This is a genomic window from Methanobrevibacter smithii ATCC 35061 (assembly GCF_000016525.1).
Classification (GTDB): Archaea; Methanobacteriota; Methanobacteria; order Methanobacteriales; family Methanobacteriaceae; genus Methanocatella; species Methanocatella smithii.
On sequence record NC_009515.1, the window covers coordinates 544826 to 570952 of the forward strand.

At 31.0% G+C, this 26127-nt stretch carries 27 protein-coding genes and 2 tRNA genes; 19 read left to right on the forward strand and 10 right to left on the reverse strand.

Going from position 1 to position 26127, the window contains the following annotated elements; all coding sequences use genetic code 11:
* Window positions 1–110 precede the first annotated feature (110 nt).
* The 3 genes from MSM_RS02845 to hmdC form a co-directional block, all read right to left on the reverse strand.
* Complete coding sequence (locus tag MSM_RS02845; RefSeq protein ID WP_011953981.1) at window positions 111–992, reverse strand: phosphate signaling complex PhoU family protein; 882 nt, start codon at window positions 990–992, stop codon at window positions 111–113.
* 5 nt (window positions 993–997) lie between these two features.
* Complete coding sequence (locus MSM_RS02850) at window positions 998–1801, reverse strand: hypothetical protein (protein WP_011953982.1); 804 nt, start codon at window positions 1799–1801, stop codon at window positions 998–1000.
* A 97-nt stretch (window positions 1802–1898) separates the two neighbouring features.
* Window positions 1899–3401 carry a 5,10-methenyltetrahydromethanopterin hydrogenase cofactor biosynthesis protein HmdC gene (gene hmdC / locus MSM_RS02855; protein ID WP_004032325.1) on the reverse strand — a complete coding sequence of 501 codons (1503 nt, stop codon included), beginning with the start codon at window positions 3399–3401 and terminating at the stop codon, window positions 1899–1901.
* A gap of 509 nt (window positions 3402–3910) precedes the next feature.
* Here hmdC and hmd point away from each other — a divergent pair.
* From hmd to MSM_RS02890, 7 genes are all read left to right on the forward strand, one after another.
* Complete coding sequence (gene hmd / locus MSM_RS02860) at window positions 3911–4924, forward strand: 5,10-methenyltetrahydromethanopterin hydrogenase (protein WP_004032326.1); 1014 nt, start codon at window positions 3911–3913, stop codon at window positions 4922–4924.
* 150 nt (window positions 4925–5074) lie between these two features.
* Window positions 5075–6073 (forward strand): 5,10-methenyltetrahydromethanopterin hydrogenase cofactor biosynthesis protein HmdB, encoded by a 999-nt coding sequence (gene hmdB, locus MSM_RS02865; RefSeq protein ID WP_011953983.1) that lies wholly within the window; start codon window positions 5075–5077, stop codon window positions 6071–6073.
* A gap of 9 nt (window positions 6074–6082) precedes the next feature.
* Complete coding sequence (locus MSM_RS02870) at window positions 6083–6562, forward strand: DUF3236 domain-containing protein (RefSeq protein WP_011953984.1); 480 nt, start codon at window positions 6083–6085, stop codon at window positions 6560–6562.
* Window positions 6563–6566: 4 nt separating this feature from the next.
* On the forward strand, window positions 6567–7352 hold the full coding sequence (locus MSM_RS02875; protein WP_011953985.1) for an SAM-dependent methyltransferase HcgC family protein: 786 nt from the start codon (window positions 6567–6569) through the stop codon (window positions 7350–7352).
* Window positions 7353–8048 carry a Nif3-like dinuclear metal center hexameric protein gene (locus MSM_RS02880; protein ID WP_011953986.1) on the forward strand — a complete coding sequence of 232 codons (696 nt, stop codon included), beginning with the start codon at window positions 7353–7355 and terminating at the stop codon, window positions 8046–8048.
* Between the two features lie 48 nt (window positions 8049–8096).
* Window positions 8097–8735: a hypothetical protein gene (locus tag MSM_RS02885; RefSeq protein ID WP_004032331.1), complete on the forward strand. Its 639-nt coding sequence runs from the start codon at window positions 8097–8099 to the stop codon at window positions 8733–8735.
* Complete coding sequence (locus MSM_RS02890; protein WP_004036588.1) at window positions 8728–9288, forward strand: UPF0254 family protein; 561 nt, start codon at window positions 8728–8730, stop codon at window positions 9286–9288. Before MSM_RS02885 ends, MSM_RS02890 begins: the two co-directional genes overlap by 8 nt.
* Before the next feature lie 51 nt (window positions 9289–9339).
* Here MSM_RS02890 and MSM_RS02895 read toward each other — a convergent pair.
* Window positions 9340–9412 (reverse strand) — tRNA-Thr (locus MSM_RS02895).
* Between the two features lie 35 nt (window positions 9413–9447).
* Window positions 9448–9530 (reverse strand) — tRNA-Leu (locus MSM_RS02900).
* 175 nt (window positions 9531–9705) lie between these two features.
* Between MSM_RS02900 and MSM_RS02905 the strand changes: the two genes are divergently transcribed.
* The 8 genes from MSM_RS02905 to MSM_RS02940 all read left to right on the forward strand — a co-directional run bounded on the left by MSM_RS02905 (window position 9706) and on the right by MSM_RS02940 (window position 15995).
* On the forward strand, window positions 9706–9873 hold the full coding sequence (locus MSM_RS02905) for a 4Fe-4S binding protein (protein WP_011953987.1): 168 nt from the start codon (window positions 9706–9708) through the stop codon (window positions 9871–9873).
* An 18-nt stretch (window positions 9874–9891) separates the two neighbouring features.
* Window positions 9892–10680, forward strand: a complete 789-nt coding sequence (locus MSM_RS02910) for a hypothetical protein (RefSeq protein ID WP_011953988.1) — start codon at window positions 9892–9894, stop codon at window positions 10678–10680.
* 12 nt (window positions 10681–10692) lie between these two features.
* Window positions 10693–11979: an oligosaccharide repeat unit polymerase family protein gene (locus tag MSM_RS02915; RefSeq protein WP_011953989.1), complete on the forward strand. Its 1287-nt coding sequence runs from the start codon at window positions 10693–10695 to the stop codon at window positions 11977–11979.
* A 36-nt stretch (window positions 11980–12015) separates the two neighbouring features.
* On the forward strand, window positions 12016–13059 hold the full coding sequence (gene msrB, locus MSM_RS02920; protein WP_011953990.1) for a peptide-methionine (R)-S-oxide reductase MsrB: 1044 nt from the start codon (window positions 12016–12018) through the stop codon (window positions 13057–13059).
* A 236-nt stretch (window positions 13060–13295) separates the two neighbouring features.
* Entirely contained in the window at window positions 13296–13934 is a 639-nt protein-coding gene (gene cbiM / locus MSM_RS02925; RefSeq protein WP_011953991.1) for a cobalt transporter CbiM, read from the forward strand.
* Window positions 13935–14240 carry a PDGLE domain-containing protein gene (locus MSM_RS02930; RefSeq protein WP_011953992.1) on the forward strand — a complete coding sequence of 102 codons (306 nt, stop codon included), beginning with the start codon at window positions 13935–13937 and terminating at the stop codon, window positions 14238–14240.
* A 63-nt stretch (window positions 14241–14303) separates the two neighbouring features.
* Window positions 14304–15134: a cobalt ECF transporter T component CbiQ gene (cbiQ, locus tag MSM_RS02935; RefSeq protein ID WP_011953993.1), complete on the forward strand. Its 831-nt coding sequence runs from the start codon at window positions 14304–14306 to the stop codon at window positions 15132–15134.
* A gap of 15 nt (window positions 15135–15149) precedes the next feature.
* On the forward strand, window positions 15150–15995 hold the full coding sequence (locus tag MSM_RS02940; protein ID WP_004036578.1) for an energy-coupling factor ABC transporter ATP-binding protein: 846 nt from the start codon (window positions 15150–15152) through the stop codon (window positions 15993–15995).
* On the opposite strand, the gene MSM_RS02945 is transcribed toward MSM_RS02940, so the two are convergent.
* The 3 genes from MSM_RS02945 to feoB form a co-directional block, all read right to left on the reverse strand.
* Window positions 15985–16185, reverse strand: coding sequence for a hypothetical protein (locus tag MSM_RS02945; RefSeq protein WP_011953994.1), 201 nt, complete (start codon window positions 16183–16185; stop codon window positions 15985–15987). The two genes, MSM_RS02940 and MSM_RS02945, sit on opposite strands and share 11 nt — an antisense overlap.
* Before the next feature lie 35 nt (window positions 16186–16220).
* Complete coding sequence (locus tag MSM_RS02950) at window positions 16221–16451, reverse strand: FeoA family protein (RefSeq protein ID WP_004032343.1); 231 nt, start codon at window positions 16449–16451, stop codon at window positions 16221–16223.
* Window positions 16452–16683: 232 nt separating this feature from the next.
* Entirely contained in the window at window positions 16684–18699 is a 2016-nt protein-coding gene (gene feoB, locus MSM_RS02955; RefSeq protein ID WP_011953995.1) for a ferrous iron transport protein B, read from the reverse strand.
* A 1524-nt stretch (window positions 18700–20223) separates the two neighbouring features.
* On the opposite strand from feoB, the gene MSM_RS02960 reads away from it, so the two are divergent.
* From MSM_RS02960 to MSM_RS02975, 4 genes are all read left to right on the forward strand, one after another.
* The gene (locus MSM_RS02960) at window positions 20224–20940 is read left to right on the forward strand and encodes a DUF4012 domain-containing protein (protein ID WP_004032347.1); all 717 of its coding nucleotides are present in this window, start codon (window positions 20224–20226) and stop codon (window positions 20938–20940) included.
* 280 nt (window positions 20941–21220) lie between these two features.
* Complete coding sequence (locus MSM_RS02965) at window positions 21221–22165, forward strand: ABC transporter ATP-binding protein (protein WP_011953998.1); 945 nt, start codon at window positions 21221–21223, stop codon at window positions 22163–22165.
* A gap of 9 nt (window positions 22166–22174) precedes the next feature.
* The gene (locus MSM_RS02970; RefSeq protein ID WP_011953999.1) at window positions 22175–22897 is read left to right on the forward strand and encodes an ABC transporter permease; all 723 of its coding nucleotides are present in this window, start codon (window positions 22175–22177) and stop codon (window positions 22895–22897) included.
* A 24-nt stretch (window positions 22898–22921) separates the two neighbouring features.
* Window positions 22922–23644 carry an ABC transporter permease gene (locus MSM_RS02975; RefSeq protein ID WP_011954000.1) on the forward strand — a complete coding sequence of 241 codons (723 nt, stop codon included), beginning with the start codon at window positions 22922–22924 and terminating at the stop codon, window positions 23642–23644.
* An 8-nt stretch (window positions 23645–23652) separates the two neighbouring features.
* Here the strand turns inward: MSM_RS02975 and MSM_RS02980 are convergent, their stop codons facing one another.
* A complete protein-coding gene (locus MSM_RS02980) occupies window positions 23653–24570 on the reverse strand; it encodes a type II secretion system F family protein (RefSeq protein ID WP_011954001.1) in 918 nt (305 codons plus the stop codon).
* A gap of 7 nt (window positions 24571–24577) precedes the next feature.
* Complete coding sequence (locus MSM_RS02985; RefSeq protein ID WP_011954002.1) at window positions 24578–26044, reverse strand: CpaF family protein; 1467 nt, start codon at window positions 26042–26044, stop codon at window positions 24578–24580.
* Between the last annotated feature and the right edge of the window lie 83 nt (window positions 26045–26127).

Here is a 26127-nt window from a genome sequence, read left to right on the forward strand (position 1 = left end):
TGAATTATTGTTCCTATTTAGTGAAAATAAGGCATTAAGCGAAAGGATATTTTATGAATTAAAATTCCTAAAAAGTGAATAAAAATAGAAAAATAAAAAAAATAATAAAATTATCTGAATGTACGAGGAGTGGTGGACCTAGGTATATTATTATGGAATTCAATAGCTACATCAATAATCTCTATAGAAATATCTCCTATCCTTTCAAAGGCTTTAACAACCCTAAATAGATACATGAAATAATTAGAACGTTCTTTTTCATCAAATGAATTTTCAGCCATTTGAGTGGCTATTATGTTAATAGATTTATTTTGAAGCATATGCATAGATTCTTCAAAATCCATGATATCATCCTTAAGATTAGTTTTTCCTTCTAAAAATGCAAGCATCGCAGACCTAATCATTTTTTGAGCAGTTTTATGCATTTTCTTTAAATTTTTAAGAATAACTTCATCAACCTCATAAACATCCTCAATTACGAACTTTGCAATATGTCCACAATAATCTCCAATACGTTCCAAATCATAAGCTACTTCATTATAAAGCATGGATTTAGATAATTCCGAATGCTGATTAATACTAACAATAGTTTCAACAGAAGTTCTCACTTTTTCAACCATATTATTAGTTGTATAATCCATTTCTAAAGCAAGATTAGCTTTATTTTCATCATAATCCTGAACAGCATCAAATGACTCCTGTAACTGAGACTGAACATGCTTAGCCATGTTTGACAGCATATCATTAACTAAAATATATCCAGAATCACTAACTGGAGCATAATCTCCAAAGGATTCTGCTAATTTTTCATATACATTTAAATCAATCATATATGCTCTTTTAACAGTTCCTTCCTTTACAAGAGGCTGAAGCAGCTGAGTAACATAACGTCGTGTTATCCCCAGTTTTTCAGCTATTTCATCTTGAGTAGATGGGTTTTCATATAAGATACAATCTAAAATATCTTTCAATGTTTTATTTTTTTTACTCATAATATCTACTTTTTATAGTCATCTAAAAACTCATTAGTTTCAAATTGAATGTTTTCAGAAGATTTGTTTATTTGGTTTCGTCTGACTCTATGTTTTATTGGTTTTTCCCTATAACCATGCTCCCTATAACTATTATCTTTTGAAGATGCATCCATTCTTTTTTGACGAATTTGTATTAGCTCAAGATCATCCAAATTATGATTAACCGGACGTTTTTTAATTTCACCTTTAGCTTCCTTAGCAGAAATCAAAATCTTATAAATTACTGTAGACAATAATACAAATGCAATTAAAGCTATTGGGAAATCAAAATAATGGAATATGTAATACAACACTAAAAATCCACTATCACAGAAACCTTTAGCTAAAAATATCAGCCCAATAAATGCAATTAAACCTCCATGAGATTTTTTAACAAAATCAGGTTTTAATACAAATGGATAAACACTCATAATCAGCAATGAGAATCCTAAAACTCTATATAAATTATTATCTGCAACATTTTGAAGAGATAAATAAACATTTAAAAATGTTGATGGTAAAAATCCCATTTCAGACAACATAGCAAAAATTAACAATAGCTGAATTAATGCCATAACAATTAATGGAAAGGAATATGCTATTTCCCACTCAAAATTAGCTTTAAGCTTTGCATTATCAACTGGTTTTTGTAATGCTTCTGAAAGTACATTATAAAGTACAGAAGATAATACAGAACCAATAATAGTTCCTGCAACTCCAAGTACCGCAGTAGTAATAGCTACAAACGCTGAAATGAAAGCCACCAAAATAATTTTTGAATGATTCAAATTTTCACCTTTATTATAGTTAATTAATTAAAAAAAATGTAATAAACATTTTATCAATTATTACATTTTATTATTTAATTAATTTATAATTTTAGGTTTATACAATATTAAATGCATTAGGAACTTTATTTAAAATTTTATTACTGATACCTGGAACTGTTGAAGAGATAATAGAACTATCTGCCTGCTTAGCACTATTTACATCACCATCTCCAGGAATAATAGTTGCATCTAATGCATCCTGCAAGTTCTCAACAGTCATACGTTGAACCCATGGGTCTGCATCAGATATAATAATTTCATCAACTTGTTTATCCAATTCATTAGCTATTACCCAGGAAAGGAACCTCCCACCAAGTAATGCCACACTATTTCCGTTAACAGAATTTACAATATCATTTAAATCATTTTTTAAAGTAAGATTTTTATACATTTTTGAATTAATTAAAGTAGCCCAGTGTGCATCACCTACAGTATATGCACCAATCTTTTTCGGATAGATATAATCTCTTCCAGCTATTTTAATTGCTGTTGTAAGTGGGATTAAGTCTTCTTTTAAAACAGGAACCTGAACATTAGGATTATGAACTTCCTCTTTCATTATTTGCATTATTCTTGGAAGACCAAATTTGCCTCTTCTGGCAGTTCCAGGTTCATACCCGCACATATATCCGTGATGGTTTTTTGGAAAACCAGTTATAATAACATTCAGACCAGATCTGAGACCTATTCTACATTCTCTTTCATAAGCACCATTAGTACCTACCACTTTACCCGGACATAATATTCTGGAAGCTGCAACTGCTTTTGCAAATGCTTCAACAGGATTTTTAGCACCATTATAAGGTCCTCCTTCAAGTACAAATACATCAGCACCTATTCCAATAGCTTTTTCAAATCCTGTAATAAGATCATCATAACCGTCACCAATAAACATGATAGCTTCAAGACCTCTCTGGTATTTCTTAGCCAGATTAGCTATATCCTCTGCTTCCCTGTAAGGTGCCGCATGACCCTCACCAGTCTGTTCACTGGTTAAATTAATAGCTACTGAAGATGATAATTTTACCCATTCTTCCTTATCTGAAGATTCTGCTTTTTCTTTATCAATTAATCTTTCATGAATTCTATCTCTCGGACATTCAGTATAAACCGGTCCTTTATTATAACATTCACCGCCACAGCCTACAATATTCTGCGGAAGTCTCATAGGTCCGTTTTCACCAAAATGATCTAAATCAAGAGGAACATCAACACTGTCATACACCTTTCTCATTACTTCGATACCGCGCATGCCATGTTTTTCAGCAATATCTGCAAATGCATATGCGCAAATATGAATAGGCAATCCCAACATATCTGATAAACGGCAGTTTCCAAGTAATTCCATTAATTCCAAATCAGATGCACATGTTCCAACAACCGCTTCGGTCAAGTCACAGCCTAATGGAAATCTTTTAAATTTCATTCCCAATTTCATTGTGTCTTCTAAAGACAATTCAGAAATTGCATCAACAACTTCAACTACATTTTTATCCATTTTGGACAATTCAATAGCTGCATCGTCATCAACAATAGCTTCTTTAATTAAATCATACATTTGATTACAACCTTTAAATTTAATTAAATATATTATATGAACATATCAAATAAATAAATTTTGTTTTATAAGTTAAGAACAATATAAGCATTATAGCCAAAAATATCTTAACTCAAGTACGGCAATAAGTTTTTAAAAATCGTATATAAAAAACTAGTTATTACGAACAGAATTACAATAGTAATACTTAAAAAAAGCTCAAAATAACTTAAAAAAATCAAAAGTAATACAAAAATAAAAAAACGAAAATATAAGTTAATACTACTAAAAAACAGATGTAAAAACTTATATATTGTAAAGATATAATAATTTAATTGTTACTACAACTGCTGAATTCAGCGAAAATTATTTAAAAATTAGAATGAATGTTTACTAACAAACATGAAATTCTTTTATATAATTAATAGGGAGATTATTAAGGCACATTTTAAATAATTATTAATGTAGTAAATGTTTTTTAAGAAACTTAAAAAATAAAATATATATATGTTTTAAAGGAGACAAAAATAATGAAAGTAGCAATTTTAGGTGCAGGATGTTACAGAACTCATGCTGCAAGTGGTATTACAAACTTTACAAGAGCTTGTGAAGTTGCAGAAGAAACCGGAAAAGAAAAAATCGCAATGACTCACTCCACTATTGAAATGGGTGCAGAATTATTACACCTTGCTGGAGTAGACGAAGTAGTTGTATCCGACCCTGTATTCGACAACGACTTTACCGTAGTAGACGATTTCGATTTCCAAGAAGTAATTGCAGCACACAAAGCTGGTAAAGCAGAAGATGTAATGCCTGACATCAGAGCAAAAGTAAATGAGTTAGCTGAATCCCTCCCTACACCACCTAAAGCAGCTATACACTTCGTAGATCCTGAAGATTTAGGAATGAAAACCATGAACGATGATGCAGCAGCAGTAGCTGACGCTGACTGGGTAATGACCTGGTTACCAGAAGGTGGAATGCAAAAACCTATCATCGAAAAATTCGCAGGAGAACTCAAAGAAGGAGCTATCCTCACTCATGCATGTACCATTCCTACCACCGAATTCAAAAAAATATTCGACGAATGTGGAGCAAACGTAAATGTAGCTTCATACCACCCAGGTGCTGTACCTGAAATGAAAGGTCAAGCATACATCGGTGAAGGATATGCTGATGAAGCATCCATCAAAACTTTATTAGAATTAGGTGAAAAAGCAAGAGGATCTGCATTCACATTACCTGCAAACTTATTAGGTCCTGTATGTGATATGTGTTCCGCTGTAACTGCAATTACTTACGCAGGTATCTTAGCTTACAGAGACACTGTAACTCAAATTTTAGGTGCACCTGCTGGATTTGCACAAATGATGGCTAACGAAGCTTTAACCCAAGTTACTGCTTTAATGCAAGATGAAGGTATCGACAAAATGGATGAAGCTTTAAACCCTGGTGCATTACTCGGTACTGCTGACTCCATGAACTTCGGTCCATTAGCAGAAATCGTACCTACTGTTTTAGAAAACTTAGAAAAAAGAAGCTAAGTGAAACACTTAAAATAAGTTCATGTTGATTTCATATCAACATGCAAAACTTATTTTTTAATAATTGAGTCATATTAGCTATTAAAAAATAAGTTTACTATTTTTATACGGATTTTTATTATATTAATATTCTCAACCGAGGGTTCGAAATTGATTGATGAAATTTTAAAAAAGGCTGTAAATAATAAAAAAATAAGTGATGATGAATTTCTTCAATTATTAAAAATAAATAAAGAAGAAGACTTGAAAAAATTATGTGAAACTGCTGTATCCATTAGAAACAAACATTCCAAACTAATTAAATTGACATCAACAGTCCACATTACAAATAAATGTACAATCCAACCAAGATGTAAATATTGCGGATTTGCACCCAAAACCTCAACTGAAGGATATTATGAATCTTTTTATAAAACAGATGAAGAAATACTTAAAGCTGCAATATCCATTGAAGAAGCGGGGATCCCTAGAGTAAGCTGCTCTGGAGGTTATGGCTACAAAGGCAAACAGGCAGTTAATGCAACAGAAATTGTTAAAAGCAATACTTCCTTAGAAATTTTGGTAAATGTTGGAGGAGATTTAACAGAAAAATCAATCAACAAACTGGCTGATTTAAATGCAGATACTGTATGCTGTAATTTGGAAACCATCAATGAAGATGTTTTTAACTTTGTAAAACCTGGAGAAACCTTAAATGATAGGATTGAAACATGTCAAGGAGTTAGTGATGCCGGAATTGAACTTTCATCAGGATTATTGGTCGGACTTGGAGAATCTCTGGAAGACAAAATAGCTCACCTACGTTATTTAAATAATTTTGAAACACTTGGTGAAATTCCAATAATGGGATTTAATCCATATAAAGACACCCCCATGGCAAATCATCCACCTTCCCCACTGGAAGAACAGCTGAAAATTATGGCAGTAACCCGTATAATGTATCCTGAAATAAGGATTACAGTACCTACCCCAACTATAGGTCCTAAAAATGTGGAATATTCTTTAAATGCTGGAGCTAATAATTTAGCTACTGTAATAGCTGACAATTACCCATTAGAAGTAAAAGGTGTAGGATCACCTGTTTGTGGAAACTATGATGATGTAGTTTCCGTTATAAATAAATTAGGTTTAACACCACAAACAATCTGAGGCTAAAATATGGCTTTTGAAGAAATGATTAAAAAGGCATTAGACGAATCAAGAAATAACTGTCGTTTGGGAGATACTTTAGAAGAAGTACGGGAAATTCAAAACTATATTAAAAATGCTGAAAAGATTTATATCCCAAATAAAAATGGGATTAAAGTTGATGTTTTAAATAAAGTTTTAAGAGAATATAATTTGCCTTCTGCTAAAATACTTCAAATAAACACTAATGAAGCAGACAGTAATCGCAGTCCTGCTTTTGCAAAGGCAATTATGGCATTGGATGTATGTGATGCTGATTTAATAATAGCCAGGGGTCGTTTAGGATTACCCGGTTCAGGATCACTTTTACTTTTTGTAGACAACAAAGGAAGAATACTGACCTGCGGAACATCACCTTCACATGCAATCAGTCAAAAAACCCTTGAAGATGCAGTATATGAGGAAGCAAATGAAGCTTTGCAAAAAATAGGATTTAGAAAAGAAGGCTAAAAATATGGATGTTGACACCGGAATAACTTCTGAAGTTTTTACTATAAAATCTGAAACTAAACTAATAGACATTTTTAATAATATCATTAACAAAAAATCTGAAGCATGCCTAAATTACATTGACAGTTTAAATTTAGATAAAAACACTAAAATCGTTGTTGTTGGAACCTACTTTACAGGAGTAGGAATTGTCAAAAAATTAAGGAAAAAATACAACAATATTCTGCTAATAGATATTTATCCCCACTTGAAAGAATTACTGGATACGGATATTGGTGGAGATTATAAAAAAAGTATAGAATTTTCAACCAGTTTGGAGCTGATTAATTCAGGAGATGTAGTTATTGACACTACAGGTTTTGGAGGATTAACTGTTGAACAGTCATCTGAAATTAATGCTGAAGTATTTTTAATAGAAGATCCAGTGGCTGAAGATAATGATAGATTACTTAAAGATAAAAATAATATTCATAAAAGAATAAATGCTGTTAATGCACCTAATAAAGCTATCCTGAAAACTAAAGGAATAGATACTAAAACATCAGGGACTATGACTTTAACTATTGGTGTTTTGACAAATGCATTACATGAATCCCAAAAAATGGAAGGTGTTCTTTATAGTGCCTGCGAAATGGGATTTTTTGAAGAAGTTATTTTCAAAAAAAAAGATATTCCAAAATTTATTAACTTAATTAATGCAAAAGCTATGAAAATATCAACTATCAACCCGTTTAGCTGTGATGATTTAATAAAAACACAATTAGATAAAATTGAATCAAAAATGATTTAAATGAAACTTAAAGAAATTATTGAGTTTATAGACAAAAACATACCTAAAAATCTGGCTTTAGAAAATGATGAAATAGGTTTTAAAAAAGAATATAATTTAAATCAGGATATCAGCTCCATTAAAATATTTATGGATTTATATCCTGAATTTGACACTCAAAAAACAAATACTTTAATTTTAACTCATCATCCCCCATTATTTAATCCAAAAACACCAACTTATACCATTCACTCAAATTGGGATATTATTAATGGAGGAGCTAATGAAGCACTAGCTGAAACATTAAAATTAAATGTCATATCACCATTTGATAAGACTACAAATATTGGAAGAATCTGCAAAACAGACAAGTCATTTGGTGATTTTGAAAAAGATATTTTAGATAGCTTTAACGAAATTAGAATTGTAAATAAACCTTCCAGCAGCAAAAAGCTTAATAAAATTGGAATTGTTTCAGGATTTGGTCTTAAAAATTCCGAATATATTAAATTAGCCAGGAAATTAAATTTGGATTTGCTGATATCTGGAGATTTGACTCAGGAAAGTGCAGTTTTAGCCAAAAACTTAAATATTACTTTAATTGATTTAGGCCATCACAGCAGCGAAGTTCCAGGATTATACAAATTAAAGGAATTATTAAAACCGCTTAATATTAAATGTGAAGTTGTTAATATAAAACCCTGGGAAAATATATAACCCATAATCATAATAACAATAGTTATACAACATCTGGAGAATATTGAAATGATACAGGAAATAGAAGATTCAAGAATTCCAAAAGGCAGAATAGACTTAATTGGATTTGGAAGATTAGGATTAAGAATTGGAATTCATTTAATACAGGTACACAGAGGCGGACCTAAAGAAATAGGAGTTTTCGATGGGCAAAAAATAGATGGTGGAGATGTTATTTTTACAATGAAAGGTGCTAACATCGGAGAATATAAAGCTGATTTTCTAAATAAGTTATGCACCCATGATGAAAATTTCAGAAAAATTATCAGCGTTTGTGAAGACATTACTCCAGACAATTTGGACTTGATAAAAGGAGATGTAGTTGCAATACAGATAGCTGGCGGAAATACAATACCAATTGCAGCTAAAATCATTAAACATGCACATGAAAGAGGTGCTAAAACAATAAGCACTGCAGGAATATTTGGATTTGGAGATGAAACTATAGAAGTAAAAGATATTTCTGAATTTGAAGACAACCCTGCAGTAGATGAACTTAGAAAAGAAGGAATAACCGAAAACCATCTAATTGTTACTACCAACAAATTATTAAGGGACCATGAGCCTATTACCCCATATACATTAGATGAAGTTGCAAAGCAAATAACAAAAACTTCTTTAAAATTATTGAAGGATTCATATGATTAAAATAGCTACAGCAGAATGTTTTACACATGGAAAAATAGGAAGAGAACTTCATGCAATAGCTCAAGGATATACAGGCAATTTCGGAAGAGATTACATTGAAAATCCTGAAAGCTATGGAAACTTTAACTACAATGAACTTAGTGTAACATGCAGTCTGTTTATACCAACTATTGAAGCTGTAAAAAGTGTTCTGCAAATTGAAAATCCTCCCGAACCTACAACACTAATTAAAGGAATTAAATGTTACAATGAAACAGAAGATAAAGAAGTTAGTAAAATTATGGCTGAAGCTGTAAAAAAAATAACCTGCTGCGATATAGCTATCGGAACTACAGCAGGAATAGGCAGAGGGGGAATATCTGTTGTAACCAATGACTGCACAATCATAACAACCAGTGATGTTACGAGCGATTTAAGAGAAAATAACAGTGAAGAACTGTTCCAAAGACAGGAAAACGGAATTGAAAAATGTATAAAAATCGTTTTATTCCTTTTAAATGATGATTTTGATTCTATTAAATCTATGAATAATGTAGAGATTATAGAAAATTAAATTATCAAAACTTTTTTTTATAAAATAATTAAGAAAAATAGTTTTTAAAGAAGCCTTAGGGGGGATTCGAACCCCCGACTTCCACCTTACCAAGGTGGCGCTCTACCGGCTGAGCCACTAAGGCAAAATCGAGAAAAAAATACAGTTTTTAAAGAATAGTGCAAGGGAAGGGATTCGAACCCTCGAAGGCCTATACCAGAGGATCTTAAGTCCTCCCCCTTTGGCCGCTCGGGCACCCTTGCATATGATTTACATACAATATAAGATTGTATCTAATACTATATAAATGTTATGTTTCAATCATTAAATTAAACAAACATAAACTAAAAGTACATAGAAAAGATATATTAATATTGAGTTAACTAAATATATAAATATTACGGTTTATACTAATAAATTAAAAAATTGGTGCTTATCTTGAAAATCGATAATGAAGAATGCGGAGTTTGTGAAGACTGCATAGACGTATGTCCTGAAGAAGCTATCATAAAAAAAGCATTTAAAGTTGAAATTAATGAAAACAAATGTGATGACTGTGGAGAATGTGTAGACATCTGCCCCGTGGGTGCTATTTATGATGAATAACTAAAGGATTTTGAGATTATGAAAAAAGGAATATTAAAAAAACTTACAATTGTTGACTATATTATAATCATTGCAGTAATATGTGCTGTTGTTTTTGCATTTATCCATATTACAACTGATGATTCAAATGACACAAAAACATCATCATATGACTCATCTACAATGAATAAAATAGTTGAAAATTATTTGAAATTATACTTAGAAGGAAATGTAGTGGAAACAACTGTCAGCGGATATAATGCAAGTACTGGGAAAGCTGTTGAATTACATGGAAACATATCATGGATTGATGATGACAAAGGATCAAATGTCAAAGTACTGATTAATTCAAATGGAAAAGAATATCTGGCAGGATTATACAAAGACATTCCTAATGCAGACATTTATATAGACTCCATTTCTCTTGAAACAAATGGAAAGAAATTTAACAATTTAACAGAAGTGACAGTCAAACCGGAAAATATTACTTCATTAAATGAATTAATTTCAGGAATCGGCAACACTACAAATTATGAAATTACAACAGCAATTGCAGTTGATGAATTAACTACAATTAATTATCAGGATTTGACAAACAGTCTTTATTCCCATGATAAAAGAATATCAATAAAAGGATCAAATGCAGGTATATACAACCAATTAATTATAACCCGAGCAACAGGTGATGAAATAAATCTTGCAGACGGTATTTTAGGAAACTTTAATGGTGCAACAAGCCCAATAACCATTAGAATTTATGACTGCAGTGAACAGGACTTAAAAACTATTGAAAATAACTATAATGTTACCAATATCAAAACATTTTAAGATGTGTAGCTTATGAGCTTAATATATACAAAATTAACCTCAATTGTAAATAAAATATCACAACTATTTCATGAATCCCTTTTATTTACAATTATTTTTTCAATTTTAAATTATTTTGAAAATGCATGGGTCAATAGCTATTTAAAAGGACTTTATCCTGGTGAAAACTTTTTAGGATTTATTAAAAAAAATAAAATATTGAATTCTGAAGCATTCAATCCGCTGATTGTACTTGTTGTATTCGGAGCATTTCTAATACTGTCAATCAATGCTGTTTCAGCCAGTTTAGCTATCACATTAGCTATTGCATTTATTGCATTTTTTATAGGATCTGCAATACTGCCAAGATACTTTTTAAATAAAGAATTTAAAAAACCGGCAATTGAATTTAAAAGCAAGGATTTCTATTCAATCGGATTTTGTTTAGTTTTAATAAGCATATTATTCTTCTTTGTAAGTGTAGCATCAGTCGGCGGAATTCCAATTCTTAAAACCTCTTTAAGATATCAATTAAAACCATTATTTACAATGCCTGTGTTTTTAATAATTCCAGGAGTTTGTATACTTGCCAGTGCCTATTTAAAAAAATTCCAAGAAAACAAAATCACACGTTCTCAGGCAAGATTCCGTTTCTTAATTTTGATAGGTATCAGCTGTGTATTTTTATTGGCTTTAGGTTATAGGACACCACTACTTGCAGTCTTACTTATCATGATAATCATAGGTTACTATGGAAATATCTTAGCTGTATGGGAAGTTGTGGTAGGTGCATTAATTGGTGTATGTGCAATTATCGGAATCGGCTATTTCAGATCAGTTGAAGAATACACAGTCACTTCAGCCACCAATCCATTTTACACATTGGAAAGCAGGGCAGATTTTACATTAAATGTATTGAACCTGCTTGATTTTATTGGAGGAAACTTTGGAGTAACCCATGGAAAGTTATTAGCCAGTTCCATACCTGGAAGTGACCTCGGACCAAGAATGATGATTGGAAAATTAATAGCATGGAGAACAGAAGTTACTGTAACACCAACATTAATCGGCCAAATGGTTATTGACTTCGGTAAAGTTGGAGTAGCTGTTGAAATGTGCGGACTCGGATTCATTTTAGGTATCGGATATAAAATAATGAAAAAAACCAATGACTTTGCATACATCGGACTCTACAGCCTGCTTCTGACATACTCAATTTTAGGAGTTGAAACAGGAATACTGGATATCCAGGTTTTGGCATACTTTGCAGTAGCTATTTTCATTTATTTGGCATTTATTATCAAATCAAATAAATGCTAATCTTACTATTTTTTAATAAAAATCTTTATATACTAAATGTTTTTTAATATCATATACTATTTTATGAAAAAATCCCCAGTTATTGGAGGTTTTGGTATGTCTTTAGAAAACATAAACAATAAAATACAATTTAACAAAGAAAACCTGAAAACAATATACCTTGCAGGAGGCTGTTTTTGGGGCGTTGAAACCTACATATCCCGAATATTGGGAGTGTATGAAACAGAAGTCGGATATGCAAACGGAAACACCAAAAATCCAACTTATGAAGAAGTATGTAACTTTGATACAAAACATGCAGAATGCGTAAAAGTGACATATTCACCAGATTTTATATCTCTAAAAGAGCTATTGGAAGAATTTTTTAAAATAATAGATCCAATCGCAATCAACAGACAAGGACCAGATATAGGAACACAGTACAGAACAGGAATTTATTACACAGACATTAGAGATAAGCAAATAGCTGAAATGTTTATTAAAGAAAAACAGTTAAACTATTCCAAAAAAATAGCTGTTGAAGTAATGCCCCTAACTTATTTTTATCCTGCAGAAACCTACCATCAGAAATATTTGGAAAAAAATCCTAATGGCTACTGCCATGTTGATTTAAGCAAACTTCCGGAAATAGATGAATCCTTAGAAAAATTAAAAATAAAGGAAAATATCAGAAAATTGGATCCTACTGAATATGAAGTTACACAAAACAGTGCTACTGAAATTCCATTTAGCGGAAAATACAATGATTTCAATGAAAAAGGATTGTATGTCGATGTTGTAAGTGGAGAGCCATTATTTACCTCTCATGATAAATTCAACTCAGGATGCGGATGGCCTTCCTTTTCAAAACCAATATCAGAAGACAACATTAAAAAGATAAAAGATACAAGCCATAATATGATTAGAACAGAAGTGAAAAGTAAAAAAGCAGATTCCCATTTAGGCCATGTTTTTGATGACGGACCCTCAGAATTAGGCGGGATGAGATATTGCATCAATTCTGCAGCTTTAAAATTTATAGCTTTTGAAGATTTGGAAAAAGAAGGTTATGGAGAATATATCAAATATTTTGAAAAGTAAATTGAGTATTACTTTTATAAAAAAATAATATAAAATAGTAATACTTTAATAACATTTATATAATACAATTTTTCATAATTATATAGTGTATCATGATAACAATAGCTATAAAAAGGTTATTTCTTGAATAAATCGAGAATACATGATATTTTAATAAATAACCAATGAAAGTAATACTTTTCTATAATTTTTTTTAAAAAAAAGTATTACTCAAATAGGAAAATGGAGGAAAAAATATGCATATACCTGATGGATTTATACCATGGACACAATGTGTAATATACTATATTATTTTAATTGTAGCTCTTTATTTTGCAACAAAATGGGCTAAAAAGAATCTTGATGACAAACATGTCCCACTTATGGCAATACTTGCTGCGGGAATCTTTGCAATCATGTCTATGAATATGCCAATACCATTCGGAACCAGTGGACACATGGTTGGTGGATGCTTAGTGGCATTAGTATTCTGTGCTCCTGAAGCTGCAGTTTTAGTATTTACTATAGTATTGCTTATACAAGCATTAATTTTCGGTGACGGAGGAATCACCGCACTCGGAACCAATGTATTAAATATGGGAATAATTGGAGGATGTGTTGGATTATACACATTTAAAGGATTAAAAAATACAATCGGAAAATACCCTGCAATTGGAGTTGCTGCATGGTTAGCAACTGTAATAGCTGCAGCAGCAGCTGTTGAACTTGCAATAGCCGGAACATTCCCACTTACTTTAGGAATCTACTCAATGGTATTATACCATATGTTTATAGGAATTATCGAAGCTGTTTTAACTGTAATTGTAATAATGGCTTTAGAAAAATATAGGCCAGATTTACTTATGTGGAACAAACAAACACAAGGAGGAAAATAAATGAATCTTAGTAAAAAAGACGGATACCTAATAATTGTAGCAGTTATTATCTGTATTATAATTAGCTGTTTATCACCATTTATTGCCTCTGGAAACCCTGATGGTCTTGAAAAATCTGCAGAAGATGCAGGATTAGCTGAAGACTATGGTGTTGACGGATTAAATGAAATTTACTCATCCCCATTCCCAGACTACACTTTTGAACCATTAGGATCACTTGGTGAAATTGGAGTCCTCATATTAGGTGCTGTAATATGCCTTGCAGGAGGATTCGTTATTGGAAAAATTATAGAAAAAAGAGGTTAAATTTATAACTTCTTTTTTTCATATTTTTATACTAGATTTTAGAAATTTTTTGGAGATTAATAATTGGCAGACATTACTCAAACACTTAAGTTAGATGATATTGCATCAGGAGATAGCATAATTCATAACTTAAATGGTCCTGTAAAACTAATTTCAGCAATTATAATCATTGTTTTTACTGTTTTTTCACAGCAGATTATTGTTCCAATAATAATGGAAATATTTTTACTGCTTATCTTATATTTATCAAAAGTATCTATAAAAGATGCATTTAAAAGAATAGCATTATTACTGCCTTTTGGTGGAGCCATCATAATATTTCAACCATTTATCCATCCTGGAAATGTACTTTGGGCATATTCATGGATACAAATAACTGATACCGGGTTAAACTGGGCGATTTTATTATTCGGAAGAGTGATTACATCACTTACAGCCATCGTACTTTTATCTTCTACAAGTCCGATGCAGGAAATTGTGGCATCATTTAGAAAATTAAAAATGCCAAAAGAGTTAGCTATGATTTTAAGTATTACAGTGCGATTTTTATTTGTATTTATTGATGAATTAACAACTATCAGAAATGCTCAAAAATCCAGAAACTTTAATATACATTCAAAGTTAGTTCCTTACAGATGGATAGTAAAACAAGTTGGCTATACAATAGCTATGATGTTTTTAAAATCTTATGAACAGGGAGAAAGAGTTCATAAAAGTATGGTTAGCCGTGGCTTTTCAGATACTTCCCAGTTATTTAATGAAAAAACACAGCTTGAAAAATCAGATTACATTTATTTAATTTCCATAATAACCCTTATGATTGTTATTGAAGTTATATTATACAAGTACACAAATCAGTTAGGTTATTTAGGAATGAAACTTACAATTAATTAAAATTAGGAAAATAACATGACAAATATACAATTATCAACTGAAAACTTAAGTTTTACATACCCTGACGGTACACGGGCTTTAAAAAATATCAATATCGAAATTGAAAAAGGAGAAAAAGTAGCTATTATCGGACCTAACGGTGCAGGCAAATCAACACTTTTCTCACATTTCAACGGTTTAACAGAACCTACCTCAGGATGTGTTAAAATAGAAGGCAAACCTATCTCTTTTGAGAAAGATGAACTACTTAAAGTCAGACAAAAAGTTGGAATTGTATTTCAAGATCCGAATGACCAGTTATTTGCACCAACCGTAAAAGAAGATATAGCTTTCGGACCTATGAATTTGGGTTTAAGCTACGATGAAGTGGAAAAACGTGTTGAAGATGCACTGAAAATGGTTGGTATGGAAAATTATGAAGATAAAACCCCACACCATTTAAGTGGAGGGCAGCAAAAAAGAATAGCTATTGCCGGAATAATAGCTATGAAACCTGAACTGATGATTCTGGACGAACCGACAGCCGGACTTGACCCTGACGGTGTTGAAAAAGTGCTGAATATTATGAATCAGCTTAATGAAGAAGGGATGACATTAATAATTTCATCACACGACATAGACATGATCAGCAAGTATGCAGACAAAATATTCGTTCTTTATAATGGTGAGATAATAGAATCAGGAAATAAAAACAAGATATTTTCAGATATGGAATTATTAAAAAAAGCTCATTTAAGAACACCGATAACAACAGAAATACTGTATAATTTAAAAGAATCAGGTTTGAATGTCAATACAGAAAAAATAAGTGTTAAAGACACATGTGCAGAAATTATAAAAGCTAAACAAATTAATGAGTAGCTTTTTTTCTATTTTTAATTTTATCTTTAAGTTTTATAATAAAATCAAATTCTTGATCAAGTTCTGGTGAGTTACCAAATCCACAATTAGGGCAATGAACAGAATGACATCCATGTTTTCCGCAGCCGGAGCAACCTCTGTTTGGAATCTCATTTTCGTCAAATTCATATCCACACATTCTACATTTCATAAAAATCATCCAGAAAAAATAAATAATTAAAGGATTTATTCTACAATAATGTTTTTAGCTTCTTCTTTACGAAGACAAACATCATACCCTTTAATTTTGAATTCAATAGGATCGCCTAAAGGTGCAACTTTTTGAATTTTGATTTTTGAACCTCTAACGAATCCCATACCTAATAAATGTCTTTTTAAATCAGTGTTTCCACCATCATTATATTTTACAATAGTTACTTCGTCACCAGCGTTCACATCCAATAAAGATTTTACCATTTTATCAACTCCACAATATATCTATAAAAATTTAGGCTTACCTAAAATAAAGTTTTTAGTTATACCTAATTAAAATCTAATTTAATATTTAGAAGAAATAGTATATAAATATTTAGGTAATCCAAAAAATAATAATATAAAAAAATTATTTGGAAGGAGATTTTCCTTCCACTTTTTTATTTTTAGGGATCTTAATGCCCCTAATACCACTTTTACTACGCAAAATCATCACCTAAGCAAAACCCAGTAACGAACCGCCTTGATATATTATAAGAGCTACAATATAACCGGTTGCTAATGTGATAACAGACATAGTTAACGGCCATTTCCAACTGTTGGTTTCCTGTTTGATTGTACCGATAGCTGCGAAACAAGGAACATACAGCAGCACAAATGCCATAAATGCATATGCTGAAAGTGGAGTGAATAAATCATGAACAGCAGCTTCAATACCCGAACCCTCTTCTTCTACACCGAACAGTGAACTGAATGTAGATACAACAACCTCCTTAGCAACTAAACCAAATAATATTGCTACTGCAGGTTGCCATTCTCCGAAACCGAGAGGAGCGAAAATTGGTGCTATTGCAGTACCTATTTGACCAATTGCACTTTCCTGAGATCCGTATTCAACACCAAATGGCACACTACTTAAAACCCATACAATGATAGATGCTACAAGAATAATAGTTCCTGCTTTTCTAAGGAATCCTTTAGTTTTATCCCAAGTATGTAATAATACACCTTTTAATGATGGAACTTTATATGTCGGAAGCTCCATAACAAATGGGGAAGACATTCCTTTAAACATAGTTCTTTTAAGAATAGCTGCAACAACAAGTGCAACAACAATTCCTAACAAATAAATTGAAAATAATACTTCGCCCTGATTTGCAGCGAAAAATGCTGAAATCAACAATGCATATACAGGCAATCTTGCAGTACATGACATAAACGGAACAAGCATCATTGAAAGCAAACGGTCAGATTCGTTTTCCATTGTTCTGGTAGCCATAATAGCAGGCACACCACAACCGAATCCCAAAATCATTGGAATAAATGATTTACCATGAAGACCAACTAACTTATGCATAACTTTATCCATAACAAAAGCAGCTCTAGCCAAGTAACCGCTGTCTTCCAGGATACTTATGAATAAAAACATGATTATAATAATCGGTAAAAAGGTCAATACTCCACCTACTCCTCCAATAATACCGTCAACAATAAAAGATGAAAGTACTGAATCACCTAACAGACCACCAATAGCTTCACCTAACAAACCAAAACCTTCATCAATCAGATCCTGGAAAGGTGCTCCAATTGTAAAGGTAAGCTGGAACATAATATACATGATAACTAAAAATATAGGAATTCCTAAAATTCTGTTAGTCAAATATTTATCAATTTTATCAGATACTGTTGGTTTTTCCACAGCAGGTTTACTTACTGCTTCATTCATAAGTCCATCAATAAATGCATACCTTGCATTAGCTATTACTTCTTCTGCACCTTCATTATAAATATCTGCTAAATGTGCAGCTACTTTATCAGTTTCCCTTAATATTTGAGAAGAATATTTGGATTTTTGAACTTTTTCTATTACAATAGCATCCTTTTCCAATAATTTTATTGCTGTCCACATTGCTGGAACATCAGTTAAATTAACGTCCTTTTCAATTAATGCCTGAAGATCCCCCAAATGTTCTCTTAATTCAGGACCGTAAACCAATTTTTGAGTAGTATCAATATGTTTATTAGCTACTTTTTTAACTGTAGATAATAATTCATCAAACCCGTCCTTATTTTTAGCATTAATTTCAACAACCGGAAAACCTAATAATTCAGCCATTAATTTAATATCAATAATATGTTCTTTTTTCTTTGCAAAATCATTCATATTAAGAGCCATTACTAAGTTTGCACCTAATTCCATCATTTGAACAGTCAGATACAAATTACGTTCTAAATTAGCAGCATCTACTACATTAACAATCACATCAGAATCATCATCTACAATGAAATCTCTTGAAACGATTTCTTCAATAGAATGAGCACTTAATGCATAATTACCAGGCAAATCAACAACATCAAAGCGAGTATCATCATGATCAAAATGGCCTTCTGCTCTTTCAACAGTTTTACCTGGCCAATTACCTACATGCTGATGCATACCTGTTAATTGATTGAATACTGTAGTTTTACCCACATTAGGGTTTCCTGCTAATCCTACAATACATTCTTTCATTAACCATTCTCCTATTTTCTTTAGAAAGAATTTTTATTTATATTAATTAAATAAAAATTTGAATTTAGGCGTGCCTAAATTAAAGTTTAAAAATTTATGATAATTTTCAAATATCTTCTGCTTAAAAATAAGGCTTGCCTAAACCTACACTTAACTTTGTTTTAATGCTATTTAAATGTTTAGGTAAACCAAAAATATCGAATAATTTATATAGCCCATTATAACAATAGTAATATTAATTATTAAAAGTGACTAAAAAATTTAGGTATGCCTAAAAAAATAGAAAGCTTTATATACTACAACAACTAACTTAATACATAGTGGTGTAAAGTTAGGCTCACCTAAATTTATAGGATCCTAAAATTACAACTACTCAAAACACATTATTAGTCAAATAATAAACTCCAAAATTTATTATATTAAATTGGTTTTCACAATTTTCTGATTTAATATAAAGATCAAAAACATGGAAAAACTCTGCCAAGTTTCCATGTAAAAACACGAGGTGTTTAAAATCAATGGACATCAATTTAAACACCGAATTATCTCTTTTTAAAAAAAATTATTTTTTATATAATAAATTTAGGCATACCTAAAAAAATGAAAACATTTATATACTATCATGAACTACAGTATAACTGGTGATGAAAAATTAGGCTCACCTAAATTTATTGGAAGTCTAATTTAAAATTACCTATATCAGTCAAATAATAAATATGGTCTCCAAATAGATATTAAATTAAATATAAACTACTCCCTAATTTAATATTCTACCTCCATATTATTTTCCTCAAAAATAGGTGTTTAAAACGGACCAAACATCAATTTAAACACCAATTATCTCTTTTTAAAAAAATAATTTATTGTTGTATATAAATTTTAGGTTGACCTAAAAAAATAAAAACAGTTATATACTACTTCGAACTACAGTATAACTGGTGATGAAAATTAGGTATACCTAAAAAATATCTAATTTGAAATTACTAATGTGTTGTTGGTTTAAAACCATATTACTACACTCCGATTGTTATTAAATTAGTTTATACTCTCTTTCTCTAATTTAATAAAAAGCATATAACTACTCTCACGAAATTAAATATGTATTATCATATTTAATTTCACCTATCAAATAAAATATTTATTTTTAAGATTAAATCGAATAATCAAAACTAGGAGATGATCTCATGGGTGTAAGACCAAGCTGTTGTGAAACACCAAAAGAGGAAACAAGCAAAGTAAAAAAGAATATTAAAAAAGTATTTAATTTCTTCTTCGGATGCTGCAAAAATAAAAAATAAACAATTATAAAAATTATTTAACCTGTTATAAACCTTTTTTTAAAATATTTTAAAAACTAAACAAAATTAATATTTAGCTTAATTATTCTGAAAAAATCAATAAAATAAAACCTTTTTTTTGAAAAAAATATAAACAAATGACCATACTTAAATTAGAATAAACATTTAAGTATAATGAAAAGAATAAATAAATTACAATATTAATAAACATCAAGGTAGGCGCAATATGAGAAGAAGAAAAAAACTGATTATCGCCATTTTACTTGTTATTTTAATTGGATTAATCGCAGTAATTGCAGGTGAATTATTCTTACCTCACGATAATGAATTAGCTCAAGGCTCAAAGAACATACTTGTATGTGCAATTGATGAAAGTGAACCTAGACCTGGAATGGGTGCCTGTGATATGGCATTTATCGTGTCATTACAAGATGGTGAACTTGTCAATTATACTGAAATATATCCTCACGGAATGACTCACCCTAATGCTTCGGAGCCCCAAGAAGCTCAAGAACAAGGAGCAGGCGAAAAATTGTTACTTCACGATTCATTCTGGGACAATGATACTAAAAAATCCATGCAGCTAGCAAAAGAAATTGTAGAATACAATACTAGTGAAAATATTGATGCTGTTGTAGCTGTTAACAGTGAAGCATTAGATGCAATATTGAAAAGTGCTGGAACATTAGATGTCAACGGTACTCAAATGAATGCAAGCGGTATTGACATAATAAGAGAAGAACAATATACTGGTGGCCAAACTAGAGGAGCTGCAGTAATGGACATTGTAAAAGCTGCAGGTCATGCTGCAAGCGACCCTCTTAAAAAAGCAGAAATGGTTAATGCTGCTTTAGACCAATATTCCAAAGGAAATATCGTAATGGATCCCCCAGGAGCATTTGTAGGTTTACTTGCTTCCAAAGGAATCAATAATTTAATATAATGGGAATTACATTCCCAACATCTTATTTTTTAAAATTTAAACTGCATTTAAGTACAAAATATTAATTTTTATAAGAAAAATTTATATATAATGTAAACTAATTTTTACATATGTAATGTATATATTACATATTTTATTTTTTAAAATCCAAAAAATTTTAAATCATAATTACAGCAGACACCACTTCTTACTTGCTACATGTGTAAAATATATATTACATTTACAAGTTATAAAATATCCAATAACAATGAGCCATTTGCTATTATAACGAGGTAACACTATGACAGAATACATTATAGAAACAAAAGACTTAACAAAACGCTTTGGAAAAGATGTTGCTGTTAATTCAGTTAATATGAAAATTGAAAGAGGACAAATCTATGGACTGCTGGGCAGAAATGGTGCTGGAAAAACTACCACAATGTGCATGCTTCTAAATTTATCAAAACCAAGCTCCGGCGAAATTAACCTTTTTGGAGAAGATTACCGAAAACATCCAAAAGAAAACTACTCCAAGATAGGATCAATAATCGAAACCCCCGGATTTTATGAAAACCTCAATGCTGTTGAAAATTTAAAAATAATAGCTAAATTAAGAGGCAATTACAATAGAAAAACAATTGATGAAGTATTAAATCTTGTCTGTTTATATGATGCAAAGTATAAAAAATTTAAAGATTTTTCTTTAGGTATGAAACAGAGATTAGGAATAGCTGCAGCTATAATGCACAGCCCAGAATTGTTGATTTTAGATGAACCTATAAACGGATTGGATCCAGTTGGAATTAAAGAAATAAGAGCACTTCTAAAAACATTGGCCCACGACTACGGAACAACAATCCTTATTTCCAGCCATATTCTAAGTGAAATCGAACATATTGCTGATGTCATTGGTGTTATGGATCATGGAAATCTCATCGAAGAACTCTCCAAAGAGGAACTGGAAAACAGATTAAATAAACATGCTGATTTTAAAGTCTCAGATATTCAACTAGCTTCAAAAATTCTTAAACAGTCAGGATTTAGGGAAAATATTGATTTTATAGTTAAAAAAACTCCTGAAAATAACACATCAATCCGATTATTTAACCATTTGGATTTAAGAGATGAAATTAATGAAAAATTTGTCAAATCTGGAATCAAAGTATCAGAATTAATGTTATGTGAAGAAAACTTAGAAGAATTCTTTACAAGACTTATAGGTAATGATGTACGTTTTTCATAGGTGATTATTATGATTGCATTTATTCAAAGTGAATTTATAAAACTTAAACATTCAAAAATATTTTTATTAACTGTACTTGGAGCACTTACACTTCCATTCCTACTTTATTTAAGTTTAATTAGTGGAAATGCTGACGGATTTGAAAGTATGCTTTTGGCATGCAATCAGTTTACCGGCTCCATGTTCAATATTGTTCTTTTTGCAATTGTAGTTTCGTACATATTTGGAAGAGAATACACAGAACATAGCTTAAAAACAATGATGACAATTCCATTATCTCGTGGAAAATTCATTTTAGGAAAATATTTGATGTTTTTCATATGGACAATGATTTTAGTGGCCATTACATTTTTATCAACCTGTTTCTTCGGATATCTGGGCGGAGCCAGCAATATAACATTGGCAGGAGCTATTGAATGCTGTAAAGAAATGTTTATTACAAATATATTGTTATTTTTAAGTTTTTCACCATTTGTATTTTTATCACTGCTTGTGCCGAATATGGTAGCTGCAATGGTTACCGGAGCTGCATTCAGTATTGGAAATCTCATGATTTCTTCAACCAAGTATGCTCCATATTTTCCGTGGAGCAGTTCATATCTAATCGGAGCAAATGAAATAGCCAACTATTCCTGCAATACAGCAACTTCACTAGCTATAATACTAGCTACATTTGCAATCGGACTTACAATTTCATACATCTACTTTACAAAAAAGGATGTTTGCCTATAAACATCCTTTTGGAGGATTTTTACAATGTTAACCTTTATTAAAACGGAATTTCTAAAACTGAAACATTCAAAAATATTTTTATTAACCGTTCTTGGAGCACTTAGCATACCTTCTTTATTGTATATTGGCCTGCTTACAGGAGAACATGCAACATTTCAAGGAATACTTGATTACTGTGCCACTTATGCCTGCTCATTGTTTTACATAATCATATTTACAATTATTATAGCTTATCTTTTTGGCAGAGAATACACAGAACATACTTTAAAAACCATATTAACTACCCCATTATCTAAAACAAAACTATTAATTGGAAAATATCTGATGTTTTTCATATGGGCATTCATAATTACTACAATTACATTTACAGGTACGGTAATTGCCGCATATCTTGGAGGTATTTCAGACATTACATTAAGTGTTGGATTAAATAGCTATAAAGAAATGTTAATTTCAGAGATTTTACTTTGTTTAAGCTTTTCTCCATTTGTAGTTCTTTCATTAGTTATGCCGAATATGGTTTTTTCAATGGTTGCAGGTGCAATATTTAGTATTATAAATTTGTTTGTTTATACAAGTAAATATGCTCCCTACATTCCATGGTGCAGCCCGTATCTAATAAGTTCAAATGAAATAACCAACTATTCCTGCAATACAGCAACTTCACTAGCTATACTACTGGCCACATTTGCAATTGGACTGACAATTTCATACATCTACTTTACAAAAAAGGATGTTTGCCTATAAACATCCCTTTAAATTTTTGGCTCCATTCTTTTAATGAACAAAGCCATGAAAACCACAATCAATGGAAAAAAGAACATATACATTATAAATACCATTTCCTCAGATACAATATCTCCCACAACTGTTGATGCTGCCATTAACATGATTAAAATTATAACAGGAGCTAAAATAGCTATAAATGTATAAATTAAGATAAATCCATTTAATTTTTGAGAATATTCTTTTAGTTTAATCTGCATATCAAATGAAATATCTTCAGCAATAACATTTAAGCTATTGGCCAGGTTTCCACCAACCCTTAAAGTTCCTACAATCTGATGAACTGCCCTTGACAAACCTTCTGACGATACTCTTAGTGACATTTCCATCAGTGCATCTTCACTTGATTTACCGTATTTAATCTCTTTTAAAACTCTTTTAAACTCACCGGAAAGAGACCCATAATTTGCAATAGATACTGTAAGCAGCGTGTCATGCAACCCTTTTCCTGCTTTCAGTTCAGTTGCCATATGCCTCAAAGCATAAGGCAACTCAAAATTTAAGTCATCATACTGATGTTTCTGGCTGATTTTTGGAAAATACAGCATAAAAATATAAATCATAACTATTGAAGTTAAATAAATTCCAGCGATTTCAAAACCTGCAATTGCAAACAGAACCAAAAACATTAAAATCTCAGTAGCTATTGTTTTTTTACCTAAAAAATATTTTAAAAAGATTTTCCGCAGCTTATTGAATAATTTATTTTGAATGTCCTTCTGTTTTTTAACTTCACTGAAATTCAATTTGGTAAATAATTTTGGATTAATCTCTTTTTTTGTTTTATTCCTTTTGGGAAGTTTAAGATTTTTAAAATTGAAATTCTTAAAAAAATCAAAAATATTTAAAAACACATCCGCTACCTTTATAAAGAAATTACCAAACATACTACCACTATCCAGCCAATAAAATTCTGTTTAACACCTTTTGAGAATCCAAATAATACATCTCCAAAACAGTGCTGACATCCTTGATTGATCTGATATTCCAATCAACCATATGCTGCAGAACAATTTCACGGTTCTTGATTTCATCATAAAGACTGTTTAAAGAATTTCCACTAACATTAGCTATTTCAGTTAATGTTTTACTGGTAATTCCCACATTTTTAATAGTGTCACTTTGGGGGTCCCATTCAAATATCTTATTTAATTGAATTACTCCCTCTTCGATTCCGGATACTTCCGCCACTTCACTTATTCTTCTGAATGACACTCCATCAGACCTATAAATTCTGTTTTGCATTATTATAAAATCAATAGCTGAAATCATAATATTCGGAACAGACATCGGAGCATTAGTTAATCGAGTGATCGTTTCTCTTGCATCATTTGAATGAAGTGTCCCAAATCCAGAATGTCCAGTATTTAGTGCTGTAAACAGTGTAATGGCTTCACTTCCCCTAACTTCACCGACAATTATCCTGTCCGGCCTTTGTCTTAATGAGTTTTTAACCAAGTCATTCATTGTTAATTCACCTCTGTTTTCAACATTTGGCGGTCTTGTTTCCATTCTAATAACATGTTCATGAGGTATTTGAAGTTCTAAGGTATCTTCAATTGTAATTATCCTTTCTTTTGGATTTATAAATGAAGATAATGCATTTAATGTTGTGGTTTTTCCGGAACTGGTTCCTCCAGATATTATTGCATTAGCTGATTTTACTCCCAAACCGTCAAAACACAGCCAGAAAAATGCTGCAAGTTCAACTGAAATTGTTTTTGAGTTTATCAAATCAATTATGGTTAATGGATCTCTTTTAAATTTACGTATAGTCATTGACGGACCGTCTGCTGAAATTGGAGGAATTGTTGCATTAACTCTTGAACCGTCCGGCAGCCTACCATCCAAAATTGGTGATTCCTGATCAATTCTGCGATTTATCTGTCTGGCTATTGAATCAATCAGATTCATCACTTCACCAGCATCTTTAAACAGAATATTCGTTTTCATCATACCGTATTCCCTATGATAAACAAAAACCGGTTTATCTATACCAATTACCATGATTTCTTCCAAATTATCATCACGAATTAATGGGTCAATTTCCCCATAACCTACAAGATCCTGAAACAGTTTTCTTGCTAAGTTGTCCAAATATTCATTTGAAATGGTATTATTTTGAGAGTTGTTTGCTAACTTTGCAAATAAAAAGTTCTTAATATCATTTAATAACTTATCTTCATTTACCTGAAGAGATTCATCAGATGATATAGCTAAATCCACTAAATTTTCACGAAGTTCACTTAAAAGAAGTTTTTCCTCAGAAGAGTATTTTTGTTTAAAAACATTATATTGAGGTACAACATCAAAATTGCTTCCAATACTGTCAAATTGTTTTTTAATTACATTATTGTTCATATTTACAACCTAAAACTATTTTAAATCTATTTTAGACATTAGTAATACTAATTAATAAAGTTTTTATTACTTTCCAAATAATA

What these genes read in the sequence shown, in the direction of transcription:
- MSM_RS02845 (WP_011953981.1), bottom strand. Translation starts at nt 992, where the DNA reads ATGAGTAAAAAAAATAAAACATTGAAAGATATTTTAGATTGTATCTTA.
- hmdC (WP_004032325.1), bottom strand. Translation starts at nt 3,401, where the DNA reads ATGTATGATTTAATTAAAGAAGCTATTGTTGATGACGATGCAGCTATT.
- hmd (WP_004032326.1), top strand. Translation starts at nt 3,911, where the DNA reads ATGAAAGTAGCAATTTTAGGTGCAGGATGTTACAGAACTCATGCTGCA.
- MSM_RS02870 (WP_011953984.1), top strand. Translation starts at nt 6,083, where the DNA reads ATGGCTTTTGAAGAAATGATTAAAAAGGCATTAGACGAATCAAGAAAT.
- MSM_RS02875 (WP_011953985.1), top strand. Translation starts at nt 6,567, where the DNA reads ATGGATGTTGACACCGGAATAACTTCTGAAGTTTTTACTATAAAATCT.
- MSM_RS02880 (WP_011953986.1), top strand. Translation starts at nt 7,353, where the DNA reads ATGAAACTTAAAGAAATTATTGAGTTTATAGACAAAAACATACCTAAA.
- MSM_RS02885 (WP_004032331.1), top strand. Translation starts at nt 8,097, where the DNA reads ATGATACAGGAAATAGAAGATTCAAGAATTCCAAAAGGCAGAATAGAC.
- MSM_RS02890 (WP_004036588.1), top strand. Translation starts at nt 8,728, where the DNA reads ATGATTAAAATAGCTACAGCAGAATGTTTTACACATGGAAAAATAGGA.
- MSM_RS02910 (WP_011953988.1), top strand. Translation starts at nt 9,892, where the DNA reads ATGAAAAAAGGAATATTAAAAAAACTTACAATTGTTGACTATATTATA.
- MSM_RS02915 (WP_011953989.1), top strand. Translation starts at nt 10,693, where the DNA reads ATGAGCTTAATATATACAAAATTAACCTCAATTGTAAATAAAATATCA.
- msrB (WP_011953990.1), top strand. Translation starts at nt 12,016, where the DNA reads ATGTTTTTTAATATCATATACTATTTTATGAAAAAATCCCCAGTTATT.
- cbiM (WP_011953991.1), top strand. Translation starts at nt 13,296, where the DNA reads ATGCATATACCTGATGGATTTATACCATGGACACAATGTGTAATATAC.
- MSM_RS02930 (WP_011953992.1), top strand. Translation starts at nt 13,935, where the DNA reads ATGAATCTTAGTAAAAAAGACGGATACCTAATAATTGTAGCAGTTATT.
- MSM_RS02940 (WP_004036578.1), top strand. Translation starts at nt 15,150, where the DNA reads ATGACAAATATACAATTATCAACTGAAAACTTAAGTTTTACATACCCT.
- MSM_RS02945 (WP_011953994.1), bottom strand. Translation starts at nt 16,185, where the DNA reads ATGAAATGTAGAATGTGTGGATATGAATTTGACGAAAATGAGATTCCA.
- MSM_RS02950 (WP_004032343.1), bottom strand. Translation starts at nt 16,451, where the DNA reads ATGGTAAAATCTTTATTGGATGTGAACGCTGGTGACGAAGTAACTATT.
- feoB (WP_011953995.1), bottom strand. Translation starts at nt 18,699, where the DNA reads ATGAAAGAATGTATTGTAGGATTAGCAGGAAACCCTAATGTGGGTAAA.
- MSM_RS02960 (WP_004032347.1), top strand. Translation starts at nt 20,224, where the DNA reads ATGAGAAGAAGAAAAAAACTGATTATCGCCATTTTACTTGTTATTTTA.
- MSM_RS02965 (WP_011953998.1), top strand. Translation starts at nt 21,221, where the DNA reads ATGACAGAATACATTATAGAAACAAAAGACTTAACAAAACGCTTTGGA.
- MSM_RS02970 (WP_011953999.1), top strand. Translation starts at nt 22,175, where the DNA reads ATGATTGCATTTATTCAAAGTGAATTTATAAAACTTAAACATTCAAAA.
- MSM_RS02975 (WP_011954000.1), top strand. Translation starts at nt 22,922, where the DNA reads ATGTTAACCTTTATTAAAACGGAATTTCTAAAACTGAAACATTCAAAA.
- MSM_RS02980 (WP_011954001.1), bottom strand. Translation starts at nt 24,570, where the DNA reads ATGTTTGGTAATTTCTTTATAAAGGTAGCGGATGTGTTTTTAAATATT.
- MSM_RS02985 (WP_011954002.1), bottom strand. Translation starts at nt 26,044, where the DNA reads ATGAACAATAATGTAATTAAAAAACAATTTGACAGTATTGGAAGCAAT.